A 17,406-nucleotide genomic window follows, 5' to 3' on the forward strand; every position below is an offset into this window, starting at 1 on the left:
CATCCACTTCGAAGGTAGGTTAGATGGTGTGCTAGATATTTAGCAATTTAGGCTGACACAGAATTCTGAACGCCCTCTTGCTACATATAACAGCCCACTGTTTCAGTCCGCTTATTGAGGCGTTGAGGCTGTAGAATTACTCTTTTTTAAGAAAAAAAGCTTGTTTTATGGGTTCAAAATGCATTACCTAATGCTTTAAAAATGCTTAAAGTTAATTACAGGATCTCGTTTTCTAATTGAATTTGGCTGTTGAAGTTATTTTACAGTCTCGTTAGTTGCCAAGGATAATTATGCGAACACTTCAGCTTTTAGGTTTTATACTTGCGATTGCCGGGTTTATTTTAGGCTACGTGATGCTAGCCCCAATTGATGGTGAAACATCCGACGCTTCAGCAGGAGGTGCAGGGATAGGCATTATGTTTATGGTGTTACCTATGCTTGGTTGGTCTGCGTTAATATTAGTACCCTCTTCAGTAGCATTGTTTTACCATAAAGTAAGAGAACGCACTTATTTCAGAGGTAATTTTTGGCTAAACCTTTGGAAAGTAAATCTAATTATTTCTTTTGGATATATTGCCGTTGCTCTATATTTTGCTTACATATGGTTTAAGGGCAGCATTGGCAATTAAAAAGCCCTTTAAATATCCAATACCTTTGCTTTACTGTTGCCTGCTAAATTCTAACCCAAACAAGGCACTAATAACCATCAGGTTTAACGCCATTGGCATTAAACCTGACAGCCCAAACTAAACCAAGCAACGTTAATTAGTCGGCATTAAATAAATCTCACGTACGCTGTTGCGCTGGTTTGCTTCAATAGCAAACAGTACGGCGTCGGCTACATCTTGCGGGTCGAGTTTATCGGGTTTTGCTTCATCAAAAAATGGGGTGTTTACCATGCCTGGGGCTATGGTGGTGCAGCGGCCATTCCACTCGCTCATTTCCTCAGCTAAGTTTTGCCCAAACCCATAAGCAAACCATTTAGTTGCCCCGTAAATAGAGCCGCCAATTGGTTTACGACCAGCGGCAGAGCTGGTTAATATAAAGTGACCTTTGTTTTGGCGTAAATGCGGCAGGGTTAATTTTGCAGTCCACAGTAGGGCTTTAATGTTTATATCGATCATAGTTGACCACTCATCAGGGTCGCCTTTTTCGGTGCCAGCGGTTGAAACACCCATACCCGCGTTAGCAAAAGCTACATCTAACCGACCAAATTTTTCAATGCCTTTGGCAACTACGTTTTCAAGCGCAGTAAAGTCGGTTGCATCTGCGGCTACGCTAAGTGCATTATTTGAGCCTAATGACTCTACTAACTCAGTTAACTTATCTTCGCGTCTAGCGGTAAGTATTACTTTATGACCATTATTTACAAGGGTTTTTGCGGTTGCTTCACCAATGCCACTTGAAGCGCCGGTTATGAGTACTATTTTCTCTTTTGCCATGAATAACCTCTTTAATGAACGTTAAAAACTTAAAATCACCATACCAATAAACGATTAACCTACATTGAATAGTCGCTATAAATTCGCCGTAAATAGGTGTGCTTTGCAACTTAAAAATCATGGTTTTAACAGTGTTTTTAAAATTGAAATAAGTGATTAAAAAAGATAGGTTTAAATTTTTTATTCTATATACTCGCGCCACTTCTTTTGAAGTCGGTTTTTATTAGATTTAACCATTATTTTGCTGAGTTTCAGCCACATTTATCGGAACAAACATGAAAGATAAACTTTTAGCGTTTTGGCAAAGCCATTCAGAAACAATCATCACTTTAGGTTACAAAGTGGTTTTAGCATTGGCAATTTTAGTTGCGAGCGCGCTTATTGCACGTTCGGTTAAAAAAGCGATTAAAAATTCTAAATCGCCATTAAAAAGAGTGGATAGTACGCTGCTTCCTCTTTTATCGAGCATTGCTGGTTATTTGGTTTATATAATTGCTGGGCTATTTATTTTAGATATTTTTGGCGTTAATACGGCAAGCTTAATTGCGCTAATGGGCGCTGCAGGTTTAGCTATTGGTTTAGCGCTTAAAAATACGCTGAGCAATATTGCTGCGGGTATTATGCTGCTAATACTCAGACCTTTTAAAATAGGCGACTTTGTTGATGCCAGTGGCACGCTTGGTACTGTGAGTGAAATAAACCTATTTACTACTATTTTTAAAACCACCGACGGCCTTTATATCGCATCGCCTAACGGTAAAGTATGGGGTGGCAATATTAAAAACTTTACCCGTAATGGCAAAAGACGAATGGATATAGTGGTGGGTATTTCGTATGCTGACTCTATTGACGTTGGCTTAAATGTACTTAAAGAATTAGCTGCATCAGAGAGCCGATTACTCGCAGAGCCTGCACCTAAAGTAATGGTGACATCAATAGGCGAAAGCGCAGTGAACATTCAATTACGTGCGTGGGCTGTTAATGGTGATTATTGGCAAACCGTGTGGGATCTAAATAAACGTGTTAAAGAAGCTATTGAAGGTGCTGGGCTGAGTATTCCGTTTCCGCAGCGTACGCTTCATATATCTGAGTCGATGGCATCGGCCATAACGGTTAAAAAAGACGTTTAAATTCTAGTAGCATAAGCGCAAATAAAAATAGCGAGCCTTTGCTCGCTATTTTTATTTATATAGACTGTACTAACTGAGCGATATATTAATTTCATTTTTAAAATACTTGATTATGTTTGTTAATAAATTGATAGTTAAATTTAAATAAGGCTATAATATACAAATACTTTTTAAATTAAATTTTGGTGTCAAGGATGGCTGCGAGAAACTCCCTACGTCTATTTTTTCTGTGTGTGTCTATAAATACTTTGCTTGCTTGCGGTGGTGGAGAATCTTCTGATTCTTCCCAACCCATCGAGAAATCTCCCGAAACAGTAACTCAAACATATACTATAACTGCTATTGATGGTTATTTGCGTTCTGCAGTTGTATGGCTAGATCTAAATAATAATGGAAGACAGGATACTGATGAACCTAGCGCTATTACCCAAGCTAACGGTAAAGGAGTACTGACTCTTTCATCTGAAATTAATCCTGAAGATTATAGTGTAATTTTATTTGCTGAAGAGGGTAAAACATTTGATGAAAGCTTAAATAAGGTTGTTAATGAAAACTTTATATTATCTTCACCGAAAGGTGAACAAGTAATTAGCCCTTTAACGACACTTGTTTATTTGAAAAACAGAAAAACGCTTGATATAAACTCCGCTATTTCTCAAATTAGTCAGTTATTAAATGTAGCTCCGCAAAGTTTATTAGAAGACTTTATTATTAAAGGTCATGCTCAGAATGAATCTGTGGCTGCTGATTTAGTTCGCCTTGCTATTATTCCTGGTTCAGAAGCGAAATTGCTTAGTGATATTAATAATAGTGAGAGTGTATTCAATGAACTAAATGAGTACTTAGTGTTAAAAGAAAAAGCGGACAGCCAAATATATATTATTAGAGATAGCACCGGTAAGTTGTCAGGCGATACAGATTTAGATGGTATTGCTGATAGTGAAGATTCAGATATTGACGGGGATGGTGTATTAAATACACAAGATGCTTTTCCATATAATATATCCGAATGGAATGATCTAGATAATGATGGTATTGGCGATAATAGCGATCCTGATATCGATGGCGATAACGTAGCTAATGCCTCAGATATGTTCCCATTTGATGCAACTGAATGGGAAGATTTAGATGGTGACGGTATTGGTAATAATAGCGATCCAGATATAGACGGTGATGGTATCCTCAATGATGAAGATGAAAACCCATACATAGCTGAATATAATTCGATTAAAAACCCAGGTGAGTTAGCTATAGAACAAATGATTGTAGGTGATATTTCTCAAGGTCAATGGCAGTATTTTATCGTTGAAGCACCTGAAAATAGAATACTAAATATTACGTTACTTAATTTATCGGGCGATATTGATTTATACGTAGAAGAAGATGATTTTCCAACCAAATTTGAGTATCAATGTCGTTCTAATTTAGGTACTACTCAAAATGAAAGTTGTGCAATACGTGTTCATCAGGCTACTACTTACAACATTGGTATACTCGCGAAAGAAGGCGCGACTTTTAATTTATTAGCGACGACAGAAAATATTATATATAAAAAGGCAATGCTACTTTTACACGGATTAGCTTCAAGTCCTAGTACATGGGATGCAATGGTAAATGACGATAGCTTTTTTAATGGTCAGTGCCAAATATTAACTAATGACGATAATACTCTTCCAGTAGTTGAAGCTAATAGTGACGGCATTAGCTGTTTTAATTTGGAGTTTGGAGCATTTGATAGAGAAGGCATTCATGCAAGAACAGGCTTAGATGCTAAATCATGTATTAATGCTTTGGGTTGTGATGGTGATTTTACCTCTTTTGAAGGCTTAGGTTACGAAGTAGAAAAGGCTGTAGAGAAAATAGTTGAGTCTTTAGGTGAAGATACTGAAATATTTTTATTTGGGCATAGCCGAGGTGGCCTAGCTGCTCGCTCTTATTTGCAGAATGATGAAGCTATGTATAAGTCTTTTGTTAAAGGGTTCGCAACAACAGGTACTCCACATCAAGGTTCTCCATTAGGGCGTTTTTATCAATATATGAACGACAATTGCATTCCAGAAAGTACTTATCGACAAGATAACGGAAAGTGTGAAGATAACTGGGAAGTTGTTGAGATGCTCGATGGTACAAGAACATATTTTGGGGTTGATTTCGGACTAGATTATCAAATGGACTTGCAATCCCCAAGTATCGATTTCTTATCGCCAGAGTCATCTTCAATACAATATTTAAACAGCGACTTAACGAGCCTTGATGATTTAGTAATAGGGCAACTGGCTTATCAAGGGACTGACTTCGGAATCCTTTCGAAAGACGCTGGTATTTCGGGTTATGATTTGTATGCCTATCGAGCATTATTTTCTGGTGACCATCCGCATCCAGAAACGCTAAGGTATATTGAAAATGGACAAACAAGAGCTTCATTTATTGGTGATGGAATTGTACCTGCTTATAGCCAAAAATTGAGTTTATTGTTAGAAAGACAAGGTATATCAATTACTAAAGAAGATACACAAACAGCTGTAAATATTTTGCACACAGAAGAAACTGAAAGAGTAACCGATATTTTCAGGTTACTTGATGCTTTATATACAGATTTAGGGTGGAAATAAGTATTATGAAAAAAGTGATACTTTTAACTTTTATATGTTTACTGATAGCGTTTACTTTTTATTGGTTTTTGCCTGTTGTTCAGTATGCAGAGTTACCGGTGAATACAGGTGCTAAACCTAGAGGGATTAAAGATACTGTATCTAATGTACAAACACACCAAACAGACACTACTTTGGCTACCTCTAAATCATCAAAAAATGTCAAAGATAATAATGTTGAAAAAAAAGAACTTAGTGATAAGGATGCTTTAACTATTACTAAAATGCTTTTAAGTCGTGTTTATAATAGTAAAGCCATTGATTTTAATGCTGAAAAAGAACTGTTAACTTATTTAAAAACTACAAATAAAGAAGGCGTTTATCAATTTATTGTTGAAAAACTACAATCAGCAATTAAGGGTAATAAAAATGATGATAGATTAATTGAATATACTTTAAGCCTTTTGGCCGCAATAGATACTCAAAGAGCGAGTGAAGTGTTTTTTGATTTTGTTGCCAAAAATGATTGGCAAGGATCGAGGGCTATATATAACGTTAAAAAGTCGATAGAAAAGCTAAATCGAAGTGGTGAATACACCGCTTTAGCGCAGCAAGCATTTACAATTGCGGATGAGGATAGCCCATTTATTGGCGAGTTAGCTACTACAATCGCTCGGCACGCACAGAGTGAACAAATAGAGTATTTGTTTGGTTTTATTGATGAAAAGTATGAGAGCAAGCGCCTGTTTGTTAAGCGTGCGATGAACACTATTCATGATGAATCTTTAGTTCCTCATATAACGGGGTATTTAAAAGATAGCTCAACCGCTATTATAAAAAATACAGCACTAAATACGCTTGCTAATATGGGGCAATATGAAGCGACTGCCGCTTTAATCAAATGGAGTTCTACGCAATCAAAAAATTCTGCTGAGCAAGTGAAAAAATTATTTGATATAGCAATTCAAAGAAGTCCTTCTACAAAAAGAGCAATAGAAAAAGAACTACATATTCAAAATTTTGTAAGTGCAGATATAAAAGTAGTGATTGCAACTGCTGCGGATAAACAACATTGAAACAATAATGCAGCGACACTTATGTCGCTGCATTATAAAATTGATTAACCCTCTAATTGAAAGTCGTACACTGAGCCTAAATTAAGTAGTTGTGTAAGCTCATCAAGTGCTTGGTAGCTTTCGGTGAGTAGGGCTGAGTCTGCAAAGTCACTTGCGCCTAGCTTGTCGCGGTAGTTACGCTTTGCCCAGTCACACAGTTGTGTGTATTTAGTATCAGTTAAAATAACCTCTGGGTTTACTGCAGCAAGTTCTTGCTCGTTAAGGGCTACACGTAAACGCAAGCAAGCAGGGCCGCCGCCATTTTGCATACTTTGGCGTAAATCAAAAAACTGTACTTGGTTTACTGGGTTATCAGCCATAATCATTTCTTCAATGTAGGCGTTAACCGCGCTGTTGCGTTTACACTCTTGTGGTGCCACTAACAGCATTGAACCATCGGCAAGGCTTACAAGCTGGCTATTAAATAAGTAACTACTTACTGCATCGGTAATGCTTACTTTATCGGTTGGTACTTCAATAATGTAAAATTCTTTTTTGCCCACATACGCTTCACGAATATCTTGCAGTGCCAAAGCTTGGTTTAAAAATGCTTGCTGGTGGCACAGTAATACATTGGCGTTACCTACTGCAATTACATCGTTATGAAACACGCCTTGGTCTATTACGTCTGGATTTTGCTGTAGTAAAATTTGGCTTGAATCTTTTAAGTTATGTAAGCGACAAATTGCTTCTGAGGCTTCGAGTGTTTGCCTTGCAGGAAACTTAGCGGGTTTTGGTAATTGGCTGTTAAACGCGCTGGCACCAAATACAAACATTTCAAGGCCTTGCTCGCCGTGGCTGTCACAAAAACGAGTATGGTTTGCTGCACCTTCGTCACCAAAAAAGCCTTGGTCAGGCAAATGGGTATGGTGCGCAAAGTATTTGTCGTTATTAAACATGGCTTTTAATAAGCGCGTAGTGGTTGCAGGCTCTAATGAACGATGAAACTTATTATTTAAATTAGCTGAAGTGAAATGTACTTTGCCGTCGGTTGTATCAGGAGAAGGCGATACTGTAGCGGCATTGGCTGTCCACATTGCAGATGCTGAATAACACGCGCGTAATAAAATAGGATCGGCTTTAAATGCTTTATGAATGACTTGTGCATCATTACCGGTAAAGCCTAAGCGGCGTAGTACGTTTAAGTCGGGGCGCGCATGAGGGGCAAATACACCTTGAGTTAGGCCTTTGTCATGCATGGCTTTCATTTTTTCGAGGCCTTGAAGTACCGCCTCTTGAGGATTTGAAAAGCTTGCTGCGTTATTCAACGAGGCAACATTACCATACGATAAACCAGCGTAGTTGTGAGTAGGACCCACTAAGCCATCAAAATTAACTTCCAAAGCGTTCATACACGTTCCAACTAAAAATTTTCAATAGGGTGCAACAATACAATGCAATTGAGCTGCTTGCAAAGTTATAAACGCAGTGTTTTTACTAATTTTTTGATGTTTTTAAATGTGGAGTTTATTACAAGGGGGTTGTTTTTATATTGAACGGTTAATTTGAAGTTTAATTAAAATGTACACATAAATTTCATAGTGTGCAAAAGCTTAGCCTAAAGTAGGTTTATACATTTAAGCTTTATGCTAAGCCTTTACACAATACGATGTTACTTAACATAGGCGCGTTCTTTATCAGCGGTAGTGCGGGTATTTGTAGGGTCGTTAACTTGCCAAACGCTAATGTCTAAACGCCATAAAAGGTAAAGGGTATGATATAAGTTGAACATTGTTTTTCCTTGGTATTTTCACTGAACACATCAGTCTATAGGAAGAAGTATGCCAACATTAACTTGAATATTTTATGAATAGAAATCAGGTATTTAGTATTTAAGTGTAAATACATACTTAAGGGTTAGCACCAAAGTGGTGAAGCATTATTAAAAAGTGCACCAGCGTGGTGTTTTTTCTAATAAAAGCCCTGCAACTATTGGGGTCACTTAAATGTGCAAGGCTTTTAAAAAGTACAGGTATCAAAAAGTAATTAACGGCCTACTTTTGCTTTTACTAAAGGCTCAAACGACATTACTTTAAACTTACCGTGGCTTTTATTTTTACCATTATTAAGTACAGGCGAGTTGTGTAAATCGTCAACGGTAAAGTATATTTTATCATCGGCTCCATAGCTAAAACCATCTGGCCAGCTAAGACGATTGTCTTTAAATAATACTTCGTAGTCGCCAGTAGGTTTAACTACGCCAATTGCACCGTTGGTTATGTCGGTTACGTATACGTTACCGCCGCCATCAACAATAATACCGTCTGAAATTGGCTTAGTGCCGTAACGCGTTACTTTGTCTTCAAGTGCTTCAGCCGAATGGCTCTCGTTATTTATATCGCTGGTGGCAATACGGTAAACCGACGTGCCCGACATAGATCCAAAGTAAAGCCAGTCTTCGTTAGGGTCAAGCGTAATTGGGTTAACACCTAAGCGGGCAGGTTGTCCGCCAATGCTCATAGTGCGGCCATCAATAACCATATCGATATTTTCGGCTGTAGTGTAATGGCTATCTTGTAATACTCTGCGTGCAACACCTGTTTTAAGGTTTACCGTAATAATAGCGGCTTGGCTGCCTTGGGCTGTGTCGGCAATGTATACAACGCCATGTTTATTATCGATGACTAAATCGTTTAAAAATGAGGTGTCGGTAATCATTGGTTTTGCGAGGTAAATAATTTTATGCAGTTGCTCTTTATTTGTATCCCAACCCACTAAGCGCCCAGCGTGATCGGCCCCTGAGGTGTCAAGCATCCATAAAACGCCATCGCTTGATACGTTTATGCCAAGTACATCGTAAAAACCTTTACCGTTATTGTACGCGTAAGCCCATTCTTCATTAGGGTAGGGTTTAGTTGTGCCATCGCTTAAAAGCTCCATAATTTTTTGCTTTTGGCCAAAAAAACCATGTACCGATAAAAACTTTCTACCCGATGGCGTAATAGCAATGTTACCCGGTGGGTGCTGCGCATCAAATGTGGCTACTGTTTTTAAATCAGCATTTTGATTAGCGGTATTAGCAAGTACGGCGTTGCTGCCTAAAAGTGCAGTGCTACATGCCGCTGCTAAGAGTAATTTTTTAATATGAGTCATTTAATATATACCTTTTAAAGTAAATTGATTGGTTAACTATAAAGTGCCTAATTGGCTAAGTCGTTTACTACTAAATCGAGCAGTTGCATTAACTGCTGTGCTTGAGCCGTATTAATACTGTCGAATTTACATTGAATGTTTTTAGGTATATCAGCCGCTTTTAACTTAAGTGATTGACCACTTTGGGTAAGCTGAATTAGGCGTTTACGCTTATCGTGCTCATCTTTAATAACAGCAAGTAGTGATTTGTCTGTCATTTTTTTGAGTATTTGGGTCATTGCGCCGCCATCGATCGCGGTTTTATCTATCAGCTCTGCAATTGTTATTTCGTCTTGCTCCCACAGCGCCATCATTACTACGTATTGCGGATAAGTTAAATTTAGCTCGTTTAAAGGCTCGCGATACGCACGCGCAATGCTGTTAGATGCCATGTATAACCGATGGCATAACTGATTTTTTAACTTTAATTGCTCAAACGACATAACTTTATCCTTTATTTCGATACATGTTATTTTAATTTGCATGCAAAGTATTTGCAATCTCTAATTACTTGATCTATTATTTTGCACACAAACTAAATTGATTACTAAACTTTGGAGTTCATTATGAATGTATTACAAAACGTAGCTTACACAGCAAAAGCAACTGCAACTGGCGGCCGTGAAGGCGTAGCTAAATCAGATGATGGCCGTTTAGATGTAAAACTATCAACACCTAAAGGTTTAGGCGGCGATGACGGACAAGGCACTAACCCAGAGCAATTATTTGCCGCAGGTTATGCAGCATGTTTTATTGGCGCACTTAAATTTGTAGCGGGTAGCGAAAAAATAGATTTACCAAGCGACACACATATTAATTCAGAAGTGTCTATTGGCGCGATTGAAGGCGGTTTTGGTATTGCTGTAAAATTAGCTGTATCACTAGGTGATATGGATAAAGCAGCAGCGCAAACGCTTGTAGATAAAGCGCATCAAGTATGCCCATATTCAAACGCAACACGTGGCAATATTGAAATAGAGCTTTCTGTTATTTAACACTAAATAACGTAATTATTAAAAGCACACAACGGCAAGCAGTCGTTGTGTGCTTTTTTGCGTTTTAAAGCAAAATAATTTAAATATACAAATAATCGTATATTCACTATTCCATATATTTGGTTTTTGTTTTATTGTATATGCACTAACACTGCGAGGATACTATGGAACAATTCAACCCACTTCAATTTTATAAATGCCTAGCGGACGATACGCGTTTAAAAGCAATGCTATTAATTAGCGACCAAGAAGAGCTGTGTGTGTGCGAACTTGTTGCTGCGCTTGAATTAAGCCAGCCTAAAGTGTCGCGCCATTTAGCACAATTAAGACAATGCGGATTACTGAGCGACCGTAAGCAAAATCAATGGGTTTATTACAGTATTAATAAAGCCCTGCCTGAATGGGCTAAAAACGTATTAACGCAAACCCTGACTGCTAACCCTTCATTTTATGAAAACGATTTAACGCGGTTAAATACTATGGGTAATCGCCCTGAAAGAGCAGCTAGCTGTTGTTAACTAACTAATTAGTAAATAAATTAACTCATTAAAGGTATTTTATTATGACGATTAAAGTAGGTATTAACGGTTTTGGCCGTATGGGGCGTTTAACACTGCGTGCAGCAGTCGATTGGCCAGAAATAGAGTTTATTAAAGTAAACGATGTAGCGGGCGATGCTAAAACCCATGCTCATTTAATTGAGTTTGACTCGGTACACGGGCGCTTAGCACAACATATTACCAGCGATGAAAACTCATTTAGTGTAGGTAAACACACTATTTTAGTGACGAATAATAAAACCATAAATGAAACTGATTGGTCAGATTGCGATGTAGTAATAGAAGCCAGCGGAAAAATGAAAACCACCGAATTGCTAAAGCAATATTTAGAACAAGGTGTTAAGCGTGTTGTAGTAACGGCGCCAGTAAAAGAAGACGGCATACTAAATGTTGTAATGGGTGTAAACGATGATTTTTATAACCCAAGCGAGCATAAAATTGTTACGGCAGCCTCGTGTACAACTAACTGTTTAGCGCCAATAGTAAAGGTTTTGCAAGAAAAAGTGGGCATTAAGCACGGCTCAATGACCACTATTCACGATATAACCAATACACAAACTATTATTGATGCCCCTCATAAAGATTTACGTCGCGCGCGCTCGTGCGGTACTAGTTTAATACCAACCACAACAGGCAGTGCAACGGCTATTACGCATATATTCCCTGAGCTTAAGGGCAAGTTAAACGGCCATGCTGTACGTGTGCCTCTTACTAATGCGTCAATTACCGATTGCGTATTTGAGCTTGAGCGCGGCGTTACACAAAGTGAAGTGAACACTTGGTTTAAAAACGCTGCAAATAACGAGCTAAAAGATATTTTAGGCTACGAAGAAAGACCGCTTGTATCGGTAGATTACAAAACTGATCCGCGCAGCTGCACCATAGATGCCCTTTCAACCATGGTAATTAATAACACTCAGCTTAAGTTATACGCTTGGTATGATAACGAGTGGGGTTATGCAAATCGTACTGCTGAGCTAATGCTTAAAGTTGCAAAAAGTGATGTGGTTTAATCTCGTTTAAAAAGGTTTAACGCTATGTTTGCTCAGTTAGCTAGTTTACCGAGTTCTATAAAACAATATTTAATAATTACCGGTAATTACTGGGCATTTACTTTAACGGATGGTGCACTGCGCATGCTGGTGGTGCTGTATTTTCATCAGTTAGGGTATGGTGCATTTGCGATAGCCATGCTGTTTTTGTTTTATGAAATTTTTGGTGTGATCACCAATTTAGTCGGTGGTTGGCTTGGGGCGCATTTAGGGTTAAACAAAACCATGAATGTAGGGCTAGGGCTGCAGCTTGTCGCTTTGGCCATGCTTTGCGTGCCTGGAGATTGGCTAACTGTTGCCTACGTAATGGCAGCGCAAGCACTAAGTGGTATAGCTAAAGATTTAAATAAAATGAGCGCAAAAAGCGCTATTAAGTATTTAGTACCGCAAGGAGACGCCGGGCAAAGCCAATTATATAAATGGGTTGCCATACTTACGGGTTCTAAAAATGCGTTAAAAGGAGTGGGCTTTTTTTTAGGTGGCTTGCTACTTACCGTATTTGGCTTTGTAGGTGCGCTAGTAAGTTTAATAGCTTTACTTAGTGTTGCGTGGGTTATTAGTTTAATTTATTTAAAAGGCGATATTGGCAAAGCCAAAAATAAACCTAAGTTTAAAGAGCTATTTTCTAAATCGCGGGCAATAAACCTACTTAGCGCAGCGCGTTTATGTTTATTTGCAGCGCGCGATGTGTGGTTTGTAGTGGCATTGCCTGTTTACCTAGCCGCTCAGTTTAACTGGGATCATTGGTGGGTAAGTGGCTTTATGGCCTTATGGGTTATTGCTTATGGATTAGTGCAGTCGCAAGCGCCACGTATAACCGGGCAAAGTGATTCAAACTTACACACAGTCAAAAAAGCGTATTGGTGGGTTGCTTTATTAAGTGGCGTAACCAGTATTTTAGCGTTACTGATGCAATTTGATATAGCGGTACATTTTACGCTTGTAATCGGCTTACTTATTTTTGGCGGTGTATTTGCTGTAAATTCATCATTGCATAGCTATTTAATAGTAAGCTTTGCTAAAAACGACGGGGTGTCGCTCGATGTTGGTTTTTACTATATGGCCAATGCAATAGGGCGTTTGCTTGGTACAGTGCTCTCTGGCTGGGTTTTTCAAGTATATGGGCTGGTGGCGTGTTTATGGGTAAGTGTGTGTTTATTAATTATGGCTACAATTACAACTGCATGCTTGGCTAAGCGTTAAAAACTCAACTTATTGTATTAATTTAAATTTGTTTAACGATATTCATAGCTTCGTTGGTTAGATCTACTAAACTGTATCAGTAGTTTTAATTAAAGGGTGAGATGAATGCGGGAAATATCGCTAGCAAAAAAATTACTGTGGCTTACTGTCGGAAGTATATTTATTACCGTATTGATGCTTTCGAGCATTTTATGGTGGCAGTTATCTGCAAGTAATGAAGAGCTTGCAAGCAAGTCAGAAAATTATATTGTTGCTGAAGTAGAAGAAAAGTTAAATGCGAATGCCGCAATATATGGTGAAAAAATAGCGGGCTTTATTAACGAAGCTTACCGAGTACCATACTCTTTAGCCGCTTTATTAGGTGATACCGCAAAAAGCGAAACCCTTAGCCGCGATACGGTAGTAAGTATAAATCGCTCTATTTTAGAACAAAACACATTACTCTCATCTATCTATTCTCAGTTTGAACCAAACGCGTTTGACGGGCAAGATTCGAGCTTTAAAAAAGGCTACAAACACTCCGTTAATGGCGATGGTACCTTAGAAGTTTACATAACACGTGACCAAAACGGTGTAATTGAGCAGCAAAAAGTAGCTAATGCCGCCGATAAATACATTACCTCTTTAAATGAATTTGGTATCCGCGAAGCGCATTGGTACCTATGTGCAAAAGACACGCTTAAGCCTTGTATTATGGAACCGTACTTATACGAAATTCCTTCGGGCGATTCAGTAATGCTAACTTCGTTAACTGTGCCTATTTTAAAAGCGGGGCAGTTTATTGGTTTAGCGGGTGTTGATTTAACGTTACCTACTTTTCAAACAATGACTGAAGAGCTTTCTAAGCAGCTTTATAATGGCCAAGCCAAAGTAACCGTGCTTAGCAATACTGGTTTAGTTGTAGGCAGTAGCCATTATAAATCTAAATTAGGACGCCCATTTAAAGAAGCCGTTAGTTCTGATTTATTTAAAGAGCTTGAAAAATTTAAAGGCCAAAAAGGCATATTTAAAACATCGTCTGAGTACTTAGTTAATTACCCTATAAATATAAAGCTAGCTAACACAGACTGGTCTTTAATTATTGAAGTACCAAGTAACTTAGCTTTAGCTGGTCCTGATGCTTTATCGCAAGATATGACTGACACAGCAAACGACTTAGGCGCAATGATCTTAATTACAGGTGCTGTAATTGCAGTAATCGCGTTTATCATTATGAAAATTGTTATTGGTAGCGTGGTTGCACCGCTTCAGCAAATTCAACAACGTGTAGATAACCTTGCAAGCTCAGAAGGCGATTTAACGCATACACTCCATGTTGAAACCCACGCTGAACTCATTGCTCTGGCGGGGGGCTTTAATGCCTTTTTATCAAAGTTACGTATTTTAATTACAGAACTTAAAGATGTATCTGATCAAACCAAGCAACAAGGTGAAATAGCGCAGCATATAGCTATTGATACTAAACATAATGTGCAATCGCAGTTTCACGAAATTGAAAGCGTTGTAACGGCTATGAACGAAATGAGCGCTACAGCACTCGAAGTTGCAAGAGCATCAGAGCAATCAGCCCAGCAAGCCGATGAAATAAATGGTTTAGTTGTTAGCAGTGAATCGAGTTTATCGTCAGCAATGACACAAGTTAAAACCATGTCTGAAGAAATTAAAGAAGCTAACCAAGCAGTCGAAAAAGTAGCTTCACGTAGTAAAGATATTACACAAATATTAGATGTAATTCGCACTATTTCAGAGCAAACAAACTTACTGGCACTAAATGCCGCAATTGAAGCTGCGCGCGCTGGCGAACATGGCCGAGGCTTTGCAGTTGTAGCAGATGAAGTACGTGCGCTTGCTTCTAAAACACGCTCATCAACTGATGACATAAGTAAGTTAATTGATAGCTTATTACACGAGGTTGGTAATGCTTCAACGGTAATAGAAAAAGGCGTAGTACGAGCACAAGATGCCGTTGATGAAACGTCAGTAGCTTTTGATGCACTGCACAGTGTTGTTGTTAAAGTTGATGAAATAACCAATCAAATTACGCACATTGCTACCGCCGCTGAAGAACAAAGCTTAGTGACTGAAGAAATTAACCGTAATCTTACGCTTATATCTGATGCCGCGTCGCAACTTGCTGACCTATCAACTCAAGCTGGGGATAGCAGCGAAGCACTTAATGCGCTTGTTGCCCAGCAAGATAGCGAGCTAAACAAACTTAAAACTTAATTTTAAGTTTTAGGTATAAAAATGGCCAGCTTATGCTGGCCATTTTTATTTAGTGAGTAAGTATAACTTGTTGATAATAAACGCCAATCAATGTTTATAACTTTTTAATCAACATAAACATTTGGTTGATCATCGGCTGCGCTAATTGCTCAACACCAGGGCGGTTAAAGTAGCCACGTAATCCTGTAAATTGCACCTGAAAAAAGCGCGCATATTCAACAGCGGTTAACGTATCACCTAACTCACCTTTGTTTATTGCTTGTGTAAACAATTGCGTTAAATAAGCTTCAAATTGAGCTGCTAACTCTAAACTTAACTCGTATAGGTTTGAGTCTTTTTCTGCAAATTCACTGTTTGCTTTAACTAACATGCAAATTGCACTTGGGCTGCAATCTTTTGTTTTAATTACCACGTTTTCTACAAATGCACGCAATCCACCAAGAACCGTATCGGCACTTGATAAAAACCCTTCTATTTGGTTTTTCATTTGTACGGTGTAATCTTTCAGCGATTCGCTGTATAGCCCTTCTTTAGAGCCAAACGCAGAGTAAATACTACCCGGGCGCATATTAACGGCTTCTTGTAAGTCACGCGTTGAGGTTGCGTGAAACCCTTTTTGCCAAAATAGCTGACTAGCAACGCGAACTACATTCTCGCGTTCAAATTTAACCTTATTAGCCATATCATTCTCAATCAATTTGAACATTTGCTCAATTTTAACTTGAACAGTCGCTCAAAATCAAATACTATGTGTCTCGAAGTTACTTAAAACTAATTAATTATTGGAGCTAGATATGACAGAATTTACTTTATACACAGCAGAAAATGCACCTGAAGAATCAAAATCTCTAATGGCTGATTCAGTAGCTGCATTTGGTATGGTACCTAACTTACACGCGGTAATGGCTGAAGCACCAACATTACTTAAAGGTTACCAAGTACTGCATGAGTTGTTTCAAAAAACATCGTTCAACGCAGAAGAGCTAACAGTTGTATGGCAGTCAATTAACGTTGAGCACGCGTGTCACTACTGCGTACCAGCACATAGTGCAATTGCAGCTTCAATGAAAGTTGACCAAGATATTGTTGATGCACTTGTAAACAAAACACCACTAGCTAACCCTAAGCTAGAAACTCTTCGTGAAACTACACTTGCAATGACACGTGAACGTGGCGTGATCAGCGATGAGCAAATCGAAAAGTTCTTTGCAGCAGGTTACGGCAAGCAGCAACTACTTGAAATTATTGTTGGTTTATCTCAAAAAGTAATGAGCAACTACACTAATCACCTTGGTGATACACCAGTAGATGCACCATTTAAAAAATTCGTAAAATAATTTACGATTTTTAAAGAGTGAAATAACAAAAAGGCAGCCTAGGCTGCCTTTTGTATATAAATTGCGGCTATTTAAATTTAACCGCTTTTGTACTGCGGGTATAAGTACGGCTTTCAGGTTTAGTCCATTCACCTTTTTTTAGATATGAGGTCGACACTTCAAACTTACCGTTTTGTAAGTTACTGGTCGATTTAACCTTAGTGATCCCATCTTTGCTGCCTGTAACATCTTCATAAGCGACAAATTGAGTAGGGCTTAATACCTTCATAATCCCTTTTGTATAAAATCCTGCGGTGGTGAAGTAGTAAAATACGAGTGACTGCTTTTTAGTATCGTAAAAAATCATCGACTCGCCGCCATACTCACCTTCGTTAATTGAGTGCATAGTACGTATAGCTTTACCATTTAGCGCGCGCTCCCACTTACCTACATCTTGCACAGGTTTTGCGCCTTCAGGTACATTAAAGTCAGCTTGCCACGTTCCTAGGTAAGGTTTAAACACTTCAAGCTCTTTATCGAGATTACTGGCAGTTTCAGTAGCAAAACTACTAAATGTACATAAGCATAATACTAAGAATAGCGATTTAAAGTATGTCATAATTTGGTTCTTATTTTTATAATCG

The 17,406-nt window shown here is 38.4% G+C and carries 16 protein-coding genes; 10 read left to right on the top strand and 6 right to left on the bottom strand.

Going from position 1 to position 17,406, the window contains the following annotated elements; genetic code table 11:
• Positions 1–290: 290 nt before the first annotated feature.
• Positions 291–629, top strand: coding sequence for a carbon starvation protein CstA (locus I6F53_RS12965; protein ID WP_165729431.1), 339 nt, complete (start codon positions 291–293; stop codon positions 627–629).
• A 132-nt stretch (positions 630–761) separates the two neighbouring features.
• Here I6F53_RS12965 and I6F53_RS12970 read toward each other — a convergent pair whose 3' ends face one another.
• Positions 762–1,442: an SDR family oxidoreductase gene (locus tag I6F53_RS12970; RefSeq protein WP_166421025.1), complete on the bottom strand. Its 681-nt coding sequence runs from the start codon at positions 1,440–1,442 to the stop codon at positions 762–764.
• A gap of 275 nt (positions 1,443–1,717) precedes the next feature.
• Here I6F53_RS12970 and I6F53_RS12975 point away from each other — a divergent pair, with 275 nt between their 5' ends.
• The 3 genes from I6F53_RS12975 (at position 1,718) to I6F53_RS12985 (ending at position 6,239) form a co-directional block, all read left to right on the top strand.
• On the top strand, positions 1,718–2,572 hold the full coding sequence (locus I6F53_RS12975; protein WP_197239807.1) for a mechanosensitive ion channel family protein: 855 nt from the start codon (positions 1,718–1,720) through the stop codon (positions 2,570–2,572).
• Positions 2,573–2,925: 353 nt separating this feature from the next.
• Positions 2,926–5,184 (top strand): thrombospondin type 3 repeat-containing protein, encoded by a 2,259-nt coding sequence (locus I6F53_RS12980; RefSeq protein ID WP_231616594.1) that lies wholly within the window; start codon positions 2,926–2,928, stop codon positions 5,182–5,184.
• A gap of 5 nt (positions 5,185–5,189) precedes the next feature.
• Positions 5,190–6,239 (top strand): hypothetical protein, encoded by a 1,050-nt coding sequence (locus I6F53_RS12985; RefSeq protein WP_197141914.1) that lies wholly within the window; start codon positions 5,190–5,192, stop codon positions 6,237–6,239.
• 44 nt (positions 6,240–6,283) lie between these two features.
• Here the strand turns inward: I6F53_RS12985 and astB are convergent, their stop codons facing one another.
• The 3 genes from astB to I6F53_RS13000 form a co-directional block, all read right to left on the bottom strand.
• The gene (gene astB, locus I6F53_RS12990) at positions 6,284–7,630 is read right to left on the bottom strand and encodes an N-succinylarginine dihydrolase (protein WP_197239809.1); all 1,347 of its coding nucleotides are present in this window, start codon (positions 7,628–7,630) and stop codon (positions 6,284–6,286) included.
• 634 nt (positions 7,631–8,264) lie between these two features.
• The gene (locus tag I6F53_RS12995; RefSeq protein ID WP_197239810.1) at positions 8,265–9,371 is read right to left on the bottom strand and encodes an L-dopachrome tautomerase-related protein; all 1,107 of its coding nucleotides are present in this window, start codon (positions 9,369–9,371) and stop codon (positions 8,265–8,267) included.
• 47 nt (positions 9,372–9,418) lie between these two features.
• A complete protein-coding gene (locus I6F53_RS13000) occupies positions 9,419–9,853 on the bottom strand; it encodes a MarR family winged helix-turn-helix transcriptional regulator (RefSeq protein WP_197239812.1) in 435 nt (144 codons plus the stop codon).
• 123 nt (positions 9,854–9,976) lie between these two features.
• Here I6F53_RS13000 and I6F53_RS13005 point away from each other — a divergent pair, with 123 nt between their 5' ends.
• The 5 genes from I6F53_RS13005 (at position 9,977) to I6F53_RS13025 (ending at position 15,446) form a co-directional block, all read left to right on the top strand.
• A complete protein-coding gene (locus I6F53_RS13005; RefSeq protein ID WP_197141907.1) occupies positions 9,977–10,405 on the top strand; it encodes an organic hydroperoxide resistance protein in 429 nt (142 codons plus the stop codon).
• A 164-nt stretch (positions 10,406–10,569) separates the two neighbouring features.
• Positions 10,570–10,923, top strand: a complete 354-nt coding sequence (locus I6F53_RS13010) for a metalloregulator ArsR/SmtB family transcription factor (protein ID WP_165729438.1) — start codon at positions 10,570–10,572, stop codon at positions 10,921–10,923.
• A 44-nt stretch (positions 10,924–10,967) separates the two neighbouring features.
• Entirely contained in the window at positions 10,968–11,978 is a 1,011-nt protein-coding gene (locus I6F53_RS13015; protein ID WP_197239813.1) for an ArsJ-associated glyceraldehyde-3-phosphate dehydrogenase, read from the top strand.
• A gap of 24 nt (positions 11,979–12,002) precedes the next feature.
• Positions 12,003–13,220, top strand: coding sequence for an organoarsenical effux MFS transporter ArsJ (gene arsJ / locus I6F53_RS13020; RefSeq protein ID WP_197239814.1), 1,218 nt, complete (start codon positions 12,003–12,005; stop codon positions 13,218–13,220).
• Between the two features lie 105 nt (positions 13,221–13,325).
• Positions 13,326–15,446: a methyl-accepting chemotaxis protein gene (locus I6F53_RS13025; RefSeq protein WP_197239816.1), complete on the top strand. Its 2,121-nt coding sequence runs from the start codon at positions 13,326–13,328 to the stop codon at positions 15,444–15,446.
• 94 nt (positions 15,447–15,540) lie between these two features.
• Here the strand turns inward: I6F53_RS13025 and I6F53_RS13030 are convergent, their stop codons facing one another.
• The gene (locus tag I6F53_RS13030; protein ID WP_166421033.1) at positions 15,541–16,128 is read right to left on the bottom strand and encodes a TetR/AcrR family transcriptional regulator; all 588 of its coding nucleotides are present in this window, start codon (positions 16,126–16,128) and stop codon (positions 15,541–15,543) included.
• Between the two features lie 112 nt (positions 16,129–16,240).
• Between I6F53_RS13030 and I6F53_RS13035 the strand changes: the two genes are divergently transcribed.
• Positions 16,241–16,783, top strand: coding sequence for a carboxymuconolactone decarboxylase family protein (locus I6F53_RS13035; RefSeq protein WP_197239818.1), 543 nt, complete (start codon positions 16,241–16,243; stop codon positions 16,781–16,783).
• Between the two features lie 67 nt (positions 16,784–16,850).
• Here the strand turns inward: I6F53_RS13035 and I6F53_RS13040 are convergent, their stop codons facing one another.
• Positions 16,851–17,381, bottom strand: a complete 531-nt coding sequence (locus I6F53_RS13040; protein ID WP_197239819.1) for a hypothetical protein — start codon at positions 17,379–17,381, stop codon at positions 16,851–16,853.
• Positions 17,382–17,406: the final 25 nt, after the last annotated feature.

This window comes from Pseudoalteromonas sp. SWN29, assembly GCF_015864465.1.
Classification (GTDB): domain Bacteria; phylum Pseudomonadota; class Gammaproteobacteria; order Enterobacterales; family Alteromonadaceae; genus Pseudoalteromonas.

What these genes read in the sequence shown, in the direction of transcription:
- I6F53_RS13000 (WP_197239812.1), bottom strand. Translation starts at nt 9,853, where the DNA reads ATGTCGTTTGAGCAATTAAAGTTAAAAAATCAGTTATGCCATCGGTTA.
- I6F53_RS13025 (WP_197239816.1), top strand. Translation starts at nt 13,326, where the DNA reads ATGCGGGAAATATCGCTAGCAAAAAAATTACTGTGGCTTACTGTCGGA.
- I6F53_RS13040 (WP_197239819.1), bottom strand. Translation starts at nt 17,381, where the DNA reads ATGACATACTTTAAATCGCTATTCTTAGTATTATGCTTATGTACATTT.
- I6F53_RS13005 (WP_197141907.1), top strand. Translation starts at nt 9,977, where the DNA reads ATGAATGTATTACAAAACGTAGCTTACACAGCAAAAGCAACTGCAACT.
- I6F53_RS12965 (WP_165729431.1), top strand. Translation starts at nt 291, where the DNA reads ATGCGAACACTTCAGCTTTTAGGTTTTATACTTGCGATTGCCGGGTTT.
- I6F53_RS13030 (WP_166421033.1), bottom strand. Translation starts at nt 16,128, where the DNA reads ATGGCTAATAAGGTTAAATTTGAACGCGAGAATGTAGTTCGCGTTGCT.
- I6F53_RS13015 (WP_197239813.1), top strand. Translation starts at nt 10,968, where the DNA reads ATGACGATTAAAGTAGGTATTAACGGTTTTGGCCGTATGGGGCGTTTA.
- I6F53_RS12975 (WP_197239807.1), top strand. Translation starts at nt 1,718, where the DNA reads ATGAAAGATAAACTTTTAGCGTTTTGGCAAAGCCATTCAGAAACAATC.
- I6F53_RS12970 (WP_166421025.1), bottom strand. Translation starts at nt 1,442, where the DNA reads ATGGCAAAAGAGAAAATAGTACTCATAACCGGCGCTTCAAGTGGCATT.
- arsJ (WP_197239814.1), top strand. Translation starts at nt 12,003, where the DNA reads ATGTTTGCTCAGTTAGCTAGTTTACCGAGTTCTATAAAACAATATTTA.
- I6F53_RS12995 (WP_197239810.1), bottom strand. Translation starts at nt 9,371, where the DNA reads ATGACTCATATTAAAAAATTACTCTTAGCAGCGGCATGTAGCACTGCA.
- I6F53_RS13035 (WP_197239818.1), top strand. Translation starts at nt 16,241, where the DNA reads ATGACAGAATTTACTTTATACACAGCAGAAAATGCACCTGAAGAATCA.
- I6F53_RS13010 (WP_165729438.1), top strand. Translation starts at nt 10,570, where the DNA reads ATGGAACAATTCAACCCACTTCAATTTTATAAATGCCTAGCGGACGAT.
- I6F53_RS12985 (WP_197141914.1), top strand. Translation starts at nt 5,190, where the DNA reads ATGAAAAAAGTGATACTTTTAACTTTTATATGTTTACTGATAGCGTTT.
- astB (WP_197239809.1), bottom strand. Translation starts at nt 7,630, where the DNA reads ATGAACGCTTTGGAAGTTAATTTTGATGGCTTAGTGGGTCCTACTCAC.